Source organism: Clostridium sp. (assembly GCF_036642255.1).
GTDB lineage: Bacteria > Bacillota > Clostridia > Clostridiales > Clostridiaceae > Clostridium_J.
The window spans coordinates 1-10,065 of the sequence record NZ_JAVWDJ010000073.1 but is presented as its reverse complement, the minus strand read 5'-3'; the positions used below and the strand labels follow the sequence as shown (position 1 = coordinate 10,065).

The 10,065-nt window shown below is 32.2% G+C and carries 7 protein-coding genes; 2 read left to right on the top strand and 5 right to left on the bottom strand.

All coding sequences use genetic code 11. The annotated features are described in order from the left end of the window. Window positions 1-313: 313 nt before the first annotated feature. Entirely contained in the window at window positions 314-1,012 is a 699-nt protein-coding gene (locus tag RR409_RS19870) for an HD domain-containing protein (protein ID WP_332559522.1), read from the bottom strand. 310 nt (window positions 1,013-1,322) lie between these two features. Between RR409_RS19870 and RR409_RS19865 the strand changes: the two genes are divergently transcribed. Continuing rightward, window positions 1,323-1,490 carry a hypothetical protein gene (locus tag RR409_RS19865; RefSeq protein WP_332559521.1) on the top strand — a complete coding sequence of 56 codons (168 nt, stop codon included), beginning with the start codon at window positions 1,323-1,325 and terminating at the stop codon, window positions 1,488-1,490. Between the two features lie 461 nt (window positions 1,491-1,951). Continuing rightward, window positions 1,952-2,902 (top strand): EamA family transporter, encoded by a 951-nt coding sequence (locus RR409_RS19860; protein ID WP_332559520.1) that lies wholly within the window; start codon window positions 1,952-1,954, stop codon window positions 2,900-2,902. A 111-nt stretch (window positions 2,903-3,013) separates the two neighbouring features. Here the strand turns inward: RR409_RS19860 and RR409_RS19855 are convergent, their stop codons facing one another. From RR409_RS19855 to RR409_RS19840, 4 genes are all read right to left on the bottom strand, one after another. After that, a complete protein-coding gene (locus RR409_RS19855) occupies window positions 3,014-4,621 on the bottom strand; it encodes a Na/Pi cotransporter family protein (RefSeq protein ID WP_332559519.1) in 1,608 nt (535 codons plus the stop codon). Between the two features lie 349 nt (window positions 4,622-4,970). Then, on the bottom strand, window positions 4,971-5,831 hold the full coding sequence (locus RR409_RS19850; protein WP_332559518.1) for a DUF2268 domain-containing putative Zn-dependent protease: 861 nt from the start codon (window positions 5,829-5,831) through the stop codon (window positions 4,971-4,973). Window positions 5,832-6,020: 189 nt separating this feature from the next. After that, entirely contained in the window at window positions 6,021-8,039 is a 2,019-nt protein-coding gene (locus RR409_RS19845; RefSeq protein ID WP_332559517.1) for a carbohydrate-binding domain-containing protein, read from the bottom strand. A gap of 382 nt (window positions 8,040-8,421) precedes the next feature. Further along, the coding region (locus RR409_RS19840; RefSeq protein WP_332559516.1) for a methyl-accepting chemotaxis protein at window positions 8,422-10,065 on the bottom strand (1,644 nt) is incomplete at its 5' end.

Genomic DNA, 10,065 nt, shown 5'->3' with positions numbered 1-10,065 from the left:
TTTATTTATTTATTTATTTATTTATTTATTTATTTATTTATTTATTTATTTATTTATTTTTTTATTTTTTTTGGTGCTAGTATAATTTTTGGACACATTCAGCTATAAAATATTAAGATAAATATATGAAAGGGAGTATCCAAAATATTGACCTAGGTCCAATACTATAAAAGAAATTGTTTTTTCAAAGAATATTTATGTTATTTTAATACCTGCATAATCTTTAGTTTACACCTTCCTTTAAATAGAGAAATAACCTTCTACTTACTAAGATTAATTCACAAAATTTAATGAAGGTAATTCTCAATCTATGCTATGCTAAGTGGTGAAAATAATCTTCTATATTAACTTCCCCGAAGTTTTCAGTGCCATATAGTTCTTCTTTTAACTGCTTGTTGAAATCAACTATAAACTTCTTCTTTTCACTTAAGATTACTTTTGCAGTTTCTGTATTTAATAACTTGAACTCATCATCGCAAAAATTTACTTCAAAGCTCTCAACTCTATCTCTAAGCAGCTTAAAAAAATAGGGGTTGCTTCTATCTATGGTAGTGGAAGACATAAATATTGACATAGCACCAATTTCATCCAGAATATCAGCATCTCGTAATATTTTTAAGGCGTAATCTGCATCCCCATCTTCCTTATTTGAATGCTTTTCAATTAAATATAGTAATCTATCACAATCTTTTATATTCTTAGCTACTGTTTCATTTTCCTTTAACCATGCTTGTACAATATTTCTCCCCAATAATGCATGTTCTTGTCTTTGGTGAACTCTACCCACATCATGTAGTATTGCAGCTAAATGAGTCATTATCACTTCTTCTTGAGTTAACTCATGATTTTCACTTTCTAAAAGCTTCTTAACATATCCTTCAACTCTAAGGGAGTGTAAAACAATAAATTCCCAGCTATTTCGCCAAGGGATGACGCAATCATAATTAATAGTTCTATCCTTTAAATAAGAAACAAGGAATCTCTTGCCTACCTCTAAAATACTTTCATCCATAGTAACCCTCTCCTATTGATTCAATATAAGTAATGTGTTTACTAGATAAATATACCATATATTCACTTCTAAATAATACGATATTTTAAAGGATTATTAGGATTAAATACTTAGTGAATGTAAACATATACCTCTAATTTATTAATAACAAATTAGGTGATTCTAATCCATAATTTGCTATGCTTCATTTAATTATTATGATATACTTTTTATGTAAAAGATAACCCGTAGAACTGGATGGCTACGGTGGTTGTACGTTTCTCCACCTTGGGCTATTGGTGAGTTTTCATCATTGCTTAAGGGGGTGGTATTGGATATGTTAAAATTAATAATTATAGGTGGATTTGCTATTTATGTTATTAAACTTGCTTTAAAACATAATATTTTCATTTCATCTATGCTGATTAATTTGAAATTTCTTGGCTTGCACATAGAAATTAATAGCAAAGAGAAAAAGCACCCATCCGACCAAGAATAGTGCTTTACTCTTAAAACTAATTAACCATTAAGTTTTTATCCAATAGCCCCAAAACAAAAACGTTCTAGGATAGCTTAGTGTCACCAACACTAAGCTTTTCTTACTTATATTATATCATATTGCCTTTAAAAATAAACCTATAATTTAAGTCATGTTCTCATTTTTCACCAAATCATAATAATTTATTTCACTTATATTATTTAAGAAATAAGCATTGTTTTAAATATAAAAACAAATATTCTTATATTGTTATATTTATAAGAATATATAGTATTTATGCCACTTTAAGGGGTTTTAACTTATATAAGTTATAAAATATACCCTAAAATTACAACACATTAATTAAACTCTGCTACCGTTTCTTTACGTAACTTATTATAGAATAAAAAAGATTAAAAACAAAAATATAAATATAAATATAAATATAAATATAAATGTAAATTAGGGATGGAGGAATGAAAATGGAAAACAATTCTAAGAAGGAAGAAAAGCAAATAATACTGGCGTATATTGCTGTTTGTATTTTTTGGGGTTCTACTTATCTTGCAATAAGAATTGGCGTGGGTGAATTACCACCAACGATATTTGCAGGAATAAGATTTATAATAGCAGGTTCATTAATGCTAGGATATGCTAAATTCAAAGGCTTAGCTATGCCAAAAAACTTTTCAGAGATATTGAAAATCTCTATCGTAGGGATATTTCTTTTAGTTGGAGGAAATGGTGGAGTTGTTTGGGCTGAAACACGGGTTAGTTCGGGAATAGCTTCTTTAATGGTTGCCACTGTACCACTTTTCATGGCAATTATAGAATCTCTTTTACCATCTAAGCCAAAGCTCAATAAAAAGGGATGGCTTGGACTATTAATTGGTTTTGCAGGTGTAGCTTTTTTAGTGCTTTCAGATTTAAATAAAGCTACCGTAGATATTATTGGCTTGGCACTACTAATTGTAGGTGCACTATCTTGGGCCTCAGGGTCAGTTTATTCTAAAAGTTTCACTTCTTCTGCCTCAACAGTATCCAATATTGCTATTCAAATGCTTTCTGGAGGAATTTGTTTATCCATAATCGGAGGTTTCCTTGGTGAATTTCAAAAGGCACAATTTACCCCTAAAGGCCTCGGAGCATTATTGTATCTAGTTGTTTTTGGGTCCATTATTGGCTATAGCTGTTATATTTATATTTTGCAGAAATGGCCAGCAGCTAAGGCTGGTACCTATGCTTATGTGAATCCCCCAGTGGCAGTAATCTTAGGAGCCATAGTTTTGGATGAAGCTATCTCTTTAAAAATAGTTTTAGCCACAATAATAATCTTATTTGGAGTAATTCTAGTGCAGAGGTCAAAGGTAAATGTGATTTCTTCAAAATCTACCGAAAGTTTAAATTCTATTGAGACAAGGGCTGCAGAGTAGGTTTTCACTAATAAGTTTCATTTCTTCACAAATAAGTAGGATAAATTGTTTTAACAAAAATATAATTACCCCATACAAATGTATGGGGTAATCTTATTTATCTAAAGTTTCTTACTTATAGCTAAGTACAATTTCTGCAATATTATTTGAATGATCTCCAACTCTTTCTAAGTTTGAAATTAGATCTAAGAAAATAGTTCCAGACTCTGGACTACATTCATGCTTATTAAGTCGTGCTATGTGTTCTGTTCTTAATTCTCTATTCATATCATCAATTTTATTTTCTATTTCAATTACCTTTTGTGCCATTTCAACATCAGAGTTTTCTAAGGCAACAAGGGCATTGTCTATAGCGTATTTTGCATTTTCATACATGTGTTTAAGTTCTTTTATAGCTGTATCAGAGAAATGCAAACTACCATCAATTTTATATTGTGCAAGTTCTCCAAGATTCTCAGCATGATCTCCTATTCTTTCAACATCATTAACTACATGAAAAAGAGAAGTAATTATATCTGATTGTTCCTCAGATAATGATGTATTTGATAGAGCCACCATGTAAGCTGTTATTTCTCTTTCAAGGAAGTTAACTAGTTCTTCATGTTCGTTTACACCGGCAATTAGTTTTTCATCATTATCTACAAAAGCATTTATAGAGTCTGTTAAATTTTGTGAAGCAACATTTCCCATTCTCACTACTTCTTTAATAACTTGTCCAACTGCAATAGAAGGAGTTTCCAATAATCTTCTATCAAGATGTTGAAGTACTAATGCTGTTGATTTTTTATCTTCTCCTGGCACTAACTTATTAACTATTGCAACTAAGACACCTATAAACCAAACTTGAATAAATACGTTTGTTACATTAAATAGTGTATGGGCATTAGCAATTTGTCTTTGCACATCTCCACCTAGTGTTGGTATAAACTTTAATACAAGTGGGAATGCAGACATAAATATTATAGTTCCAGTAATATTGAACATTAAATGAATAAGTGAAGCTCTCTTTGCATTTTTGGTAGTTCCAATACTTGCTAAAAGTGCTGTTACACAAGTTCCTATGTTATCTCCGAAAAGTATTGGAAGTGCCACAGCAAGAGGTATTCCATTGTTTGCAGCAAGTGCCATTAAAATTCCTATGGTAGCACTACTACTTTGAACTACGGCTGTCATAGCCATACCAACAAAAACTCCCATTACAGGATGTTCACCTAAAGCTAGGATAAGATTTTTGAAACTTTCCATTTCTCTTATTGGTCTCATTGAACTTTCCATCATAGTCATACCAACAAATAAGATACCAAAACCTAGCACAATCTCACCAATATCTTTAGTCTTCTTTTTCTTTCCAAAAAGAACCATACACGCACCTATAGCTAATATAAATGGTGCAATATCAGTCAATTGGAAGGCTATCAATTGAGCTGTCATTGTTGTACCAATGTTAGCTCCCATTATTACTCCCGCAGCTTGAAATAAATTCATAAGACCTGCGTTAACAAATCCAACTGTCATTACGGTGGTAGCACTACTACTTTGAATTATAGCTGTAACTCCAGCCCCTACTAAAACCGCAAGAAATCTATTGCTTGTCAAAACTTCTAGTATTCTTTTTAATTTAGCACCAGCAGCTTTTTGTAATCCAGTTCCCATGAGACTCATTCCATAGATGAATAAACCAAGGCCACCTAATAATGAAAAAATCATTTTATAATCCATTTAATTTCTCCTCTTTAAAATATTTTTGTATCTCCACTATTTAGAAATACAATTGCGTCTTAAACTTTTACTTAGAATATCTTGTTTAACTTTCATTCTTAATTTTGTGTTCTGAATTCGCTAAAAAGACCCCAAACATACTAATAATAACATGTTTATGTTAAATCTACATTAACTTTATTAAAATATTTACCCTTTTTTTTAATTCTATGTTATGCTTCATTAAATTTATTTTACACTTTTCTCAACTTAGTTTGAATCTTAATGATTTTAAATTTGGAACCTAAAAAATTAAAAAGAAACTATAAATCAAATTTTCTTTGATCCATAGCCTCTTTTTATAGTTAAATTATAGGTTAAAGTACCCTGATAATTTCATAATTTCATCACCATGGAGAATAGTTGCTTTTTCTATAGAAATATCAGTTTTTCTTATAAAAGCTTGAACTGCATGATATCCTACGGCATAACCTCCACAATAAGGTATGCCAAGGTCTTCTGAACCTGGCACCATAGGGTGAGCTCCAAAAATGTACTTGCGCACCTCCATGAAACCTTGAACATCTAGAGCCTTTGAGATTATTTCTCTTGATTTTTCCAAATCCTCACCTTGAACCCCTGTAACCCAAGGTCCTATATATTCTTCACCAAATAAGCTAGCTGCAAAGCTTTCTGCTAATCCTTCAACAGCAAGGTACTTACCTACTGATACATTCATAAAATTCCATGTTGCATTGTGGAATAATACATTATGGTGAAATTCATGAGCAATACAAGAATTTAATTTTTGCAAATTTTTCTCATTAGGTGCAATAACTATCTGTATATATCCAGGAATTGAACCAACGCCAGTATATCCCTCATTTTGAGATAAGGCCACTGAGTTTCCTAAAAAAATCCCTACTATTACCTTTTCAGGAATAGCAACACCTGCATTTTTAAATCTTTCAGTTGCAATTTCTATAGTTTTTCTAGCATTGTTCCAAACATCAGCCTCTTCAAGAATATTTAGCATATCTATTATCTCTGCATCATTTCCAATTAACGGAATGCTGGCCAATGCTTCTGGTGTCTTTGGCATATGCATTATCTCAAACATTGGATTAAAAGGTTCCATCAATTTATTACTAAAGAAATCTCCTCGTTGTTCTTCAGGTAGATTAATCATCTCTTTGTATAGTTTATAGGTATCTTGTATAATAATTTCCATTACATTATCTCCTTATTATTTTCTTAGATTTGTGATATCACCGTTCTTACAAAATTTATAATAATGTATCACGCAACGTGAGAGTCAATAAGAATTTTTAATGTAATATTAAAATGAAAAAGTAACTTCTTGTTTGCGCTACTTAATTCGTGTTTATGATTTTAGTGTTGTACCATTTTTATTACCGTGTTAAGGATTAGGTTTTTCAGGCTTAGTTTGTCCTCCACCAAATCCAGGTTTATTTTGACCTCCTGGACCAGCACTTCTAGGGGTTGTTATTCCTGATTCATTGAGCCATGTTACAGAACTTGAAATAGTGAACTCAACTACTTTCGTTCCACCCTGATATTCTCCATCAGTATAAAGGCCATCAGATTGAGCTCCACTTGATTTTCCACCAGAATACAGGGTGTAAGTTGAATCCTTTTTAAGCTGTGGTGAGCTGATTACTACACATTGATAATCTTTTTCAGGAGTAAAGGTGGCTATTGTATTTCCTTTACTATCTTGTAAATTAACAATAGTACCTGCTTTTTGTGTTTGCGGATAAGTCATTAATATAGAATTTTGAGTTGATTGTTCTGAAGAAGCCTGTGCCATTCCTGAACTTCCTGCAGATACTAGGAACCCTCCACTGATTTCGAAGTTTCCGTCATAATCAAGAGCCCCATTGCCGCTTGAAGTAGGTCCGCTTACAATAACTGTACCATCAGTGATATAAATTGATCCATTTGAATCTAGCCCATCTCCTGTAGAATTAACTGCAACGTATCCACCATTTATATTAAGTTTATTGTCTCCATTGGACGCGAAGTTATTTTCACCTGGACGGCCATTTACTGCAGATCCATCAGCACCTCCAGCAACATTAATACCGTCATCACTTGCAGTAACATGGACTTCACCTCCTGAAATAGTAATTACTGAACTTTCTATACCTTCATAGCTTTTAGTAATATTAATTTTTCCGCCTTTTGCTACTATTGATGTATCAGCGTGAATACCATCGTCCCCAGCTGCAATTGAGATATCCCCACCTGCTATGATAATGCTATTATTGCTGTGCATAGCATCATCTGCAGAGTCTATATTGAAGGTTCCTCCTTTAATAGCAATTTCTCCAGAAGCTTTTATAGCTTTTGCACTATCTGTTTCTATTTCTGTGGTACTTGTGCTTGTATTGCTGTTTGTATCATTGTTTATTGTTGTATTAGTATTAGGAGTTGTGGTTGGTTTAGTGCCATTACCTGGTCTTTGGCCCTTCATCCCCTCATCAGTTTTTTTAACCCCATTCACACTTCCACCACCGGATTCTATATTAATGGAGCCGCCAGCTACTAACACATAACTTTCCCCTTGCATTCCGTCCTTAGATGCTTTTATGTTAAAAGTTCCTGCCTCAATTGCTATAAAACCTTTCGAAGCCTCTGTATCATTTGTTGTTTTTACTCCGTCTCCACCAGCTTCAATAGTTATATTACCATCTTTAACTGCAACCATGTCTTTTCCTATTAATCCATCATCTACTGAATGAATTTCGATGTTTCCACCAATGATTTTTAAGTCATCTTTACTAGCTATTCCATCATTATAATTTCCATGAACAGTTAACTTACCTTTTCCATTTATAATAAGATTGTCTTTACTAAAGATTGCTGCACTAGGTTCATCACCAGAGCCATCAGTTAGAACATATTTTTCTCCATCAGATACTATATTCTCCGTTCCCTCTTCTAAAGAAATAATAGCTTTACCAGCATTCATTACATAAATTGGTGCATTGTCAGAAGAATTTATTTCTGCTCCGTTTAACACAAGCTTAACTGTACCTTTATCTGCCACATCTACAAGGATTTGTCCATTGTCTAGTTTTCCGCTAACCACATAGACTCCAGTTGATTTTATAGTGATTTTACCATCCTTTACTTCGGCTCCAGATCCAGTTATAGTTGCATCAGTACCATTTAACTGAATATAATTTGGACTTTCATTTTTCCAATCACTATAATAGTCCTCGTTGTCATAGGTAACCAATTCACTTATAACATTGCTAATATCCTTATCCCCTATGCTAGTATAATTTGTTGCCACTGCTTCAGTTTGCGCTTCAGTACTTGTTTCTGGAACCTGAGTTTTACTGCAACCATAAAAAAGAGTTGTAGCTAAAAGTGTTGATAATAATTTCATATATATAGATTTTCTATTCATAATAATTTCCTCCATTTATTTTATCTTGATTTAATTAAGCTTTATTTCTTAATAAAATTTTTCTGCTTTATTTTAATAATGAAAAACATATTTTCTTCAATCACCTTTTGATGAGGATTTTATTTGCTTTTGCTTTATGAATTCATTTTATAAGACTAAACTTAAATAAACCTTAAATAAAATTAATGGAGTTTGCATATTGCAAAGTTGTTTTGTTCACAAAGGCACTTCTCTAAATCTACGTTCTGAGTTTTTAGCCCTAAGCAGCCTGCTGCCACTTTATCTACATGATTATTTGGAAAAATTAAAAGCTGCCACACTCATGTGACAGCTTATTTATGTTATTCACCTTACTTATTATTGGCTTTAAATTAGAATCAAACTAATTATCCTTTACAGTAAACTTATCTGAGCTTTGTTTTAATTTTTCGGCTACTAAATTAAGCTCTGAAGCAAAACTAGAAATTTCTTCTGCTGAGGATAATAACTCTTCAGAGGATGCTGCTATTTCTTCAGAAGATGCTGCTGCTTCCTCTGAAATTGTTGTTACATCACTAATTTTTGAAATTACTTCATCCTTAGCATCTATTGTACTTTTTAAAGAAACATAGGTATCCTCTACTAGTGGTGGAATAGTTGATATAGCACTTAAAATGTCGCTAAATGCGTCTATTGTGCTTTTTGCTGTTCCTACTTGATCTTCAACTAAACCCTTAACATTATTTGATGTATTTATTACTTCTGAAGTTTCTAAACGTATATTAGAAATAAGTTTGTGTATCTCTTCAGTTGATTGTTTTGATTGCTCTGCCAGTTTTCTTACTTCATCTGCAACCACTGCAAAGCCTCTACCACTTTCCCCTGCTCTTGCTGCTTCAATAGCCGCATTTAATGCTAATAAATTAGTTTGCTCTGATATACCATCTATAACATTTGTTATATTGTTTACCTTTGATACACTACTATTTAGGTTACTTACCTTTTGCGACACTTCTTCAAAGGACTTTTTAATTCTATCAATAGAACTAAAAAGCTCATCCATATGATTTTTTCCTGCAAAAGCCTTTTCCTCTGTAACACTTGAATTCTCTTTAACTAATGTTACCTTATGATTTATATTATTTAGATCTTCAGTAAGTACCTCTCCAAGCTGAGATACATTAATCATATGATTTGTTTGTTCACTTGAGCCTCTTGCAACCTCATTAATTGAACTTGCAACTGCATCTGCAGTATCTGTCATTCCTTTGGAATTAGAGGTTAATGAATTTGACATTTCACTTACTGTGGCAGCTTGTTCATTAATTATCCCTATTGACTCATTCAAATTATGAGACATTTTTCTAAATCCATCAGCTAAAAGTCCAATTTCATCATTTGTTCTAACTTTAACTTCTCCAGTTAAATTTCCTTCTGCAATGTCTGCTGAGACTTTTACCAATTCCTTAATAGGTTTAGTGATACTTGATGCCAATACAAATAAAATCCCACCAGCAATAATAAAAGTAGCTAAAGATATCACTATGGACAATCCAATTATTTTCAAAACTGAAGTATTAACTTTCTCCATTGAAAGTCCTACATTTAATGCACCAATTAAATCATCTCCATTGCTTAAAGGCACAATTATATTATAAACATCTATTTTTTTCTCTGGTATAAAGGTTATATCACTATAATCATTTCCACCCATAACAGCTTTCTTAATTTCTTCATCCTCTATAACCTTGCCTATTTCACTTGGGTTACTATGAGCGTTTATTTTCATATCTTTATCTATGATAAAGGCGTTATCTATTCCATCTTCTTTACTCAATTCATTGATTATAGCTTGCATTTCTATTGAAGAATTAAATTTTTGAACTTCATCTGCTAAGAGACCTACTTGAACTAATCCACCATTTTCCAGTGCTAAATAACCATATTTATAATATAGTCCATCTGATGTGCTTTTTCTTGTGTCCTCAGTAAGCTCTGTAGCTTCCCCTCTTAGTATTGCTCTTGCAACATGTGTTTCATCAAAACT

Bases quoted from the DNA above. Each gene is read 5' to 3' on its own strand.
- RR409_RS19870 (WP_332559522.1), bottom strand. From the start codon at position 1,012: ATGGATGAAAGTATTTTAGAGGTAGGCAAGAGATTCCTTGTTTCTTAT.
- RR409_RS19860 (WP_332559520.1), top strand. From the start codon at position 1,952: ATGGAAAACAATTCTAAGAAGGAAGAAAAGCAAATAATACTGGCGTAT.
- RR409_RS19855 (WP_332559519.1), bottom strand. From the start codon at position 4,621: ATGGATTATAAAATGATTTTTTCATTATTAGGTGGCCTTGGTTTATTC.
- RR409_RS19850 (WP_332559518.1), bottom strand. From the start codon at position 5,831: ATGGAAATTATTATACAAGATACCTATAAACTATACAAAGAGATGATT.
- RR409_RS19845 (WP_332559517.1), bottom strand. From the start codon at position 8,039: ATGAATAGAAAATCTATATATATGAAATTATTATCAACACTTTTAGCT.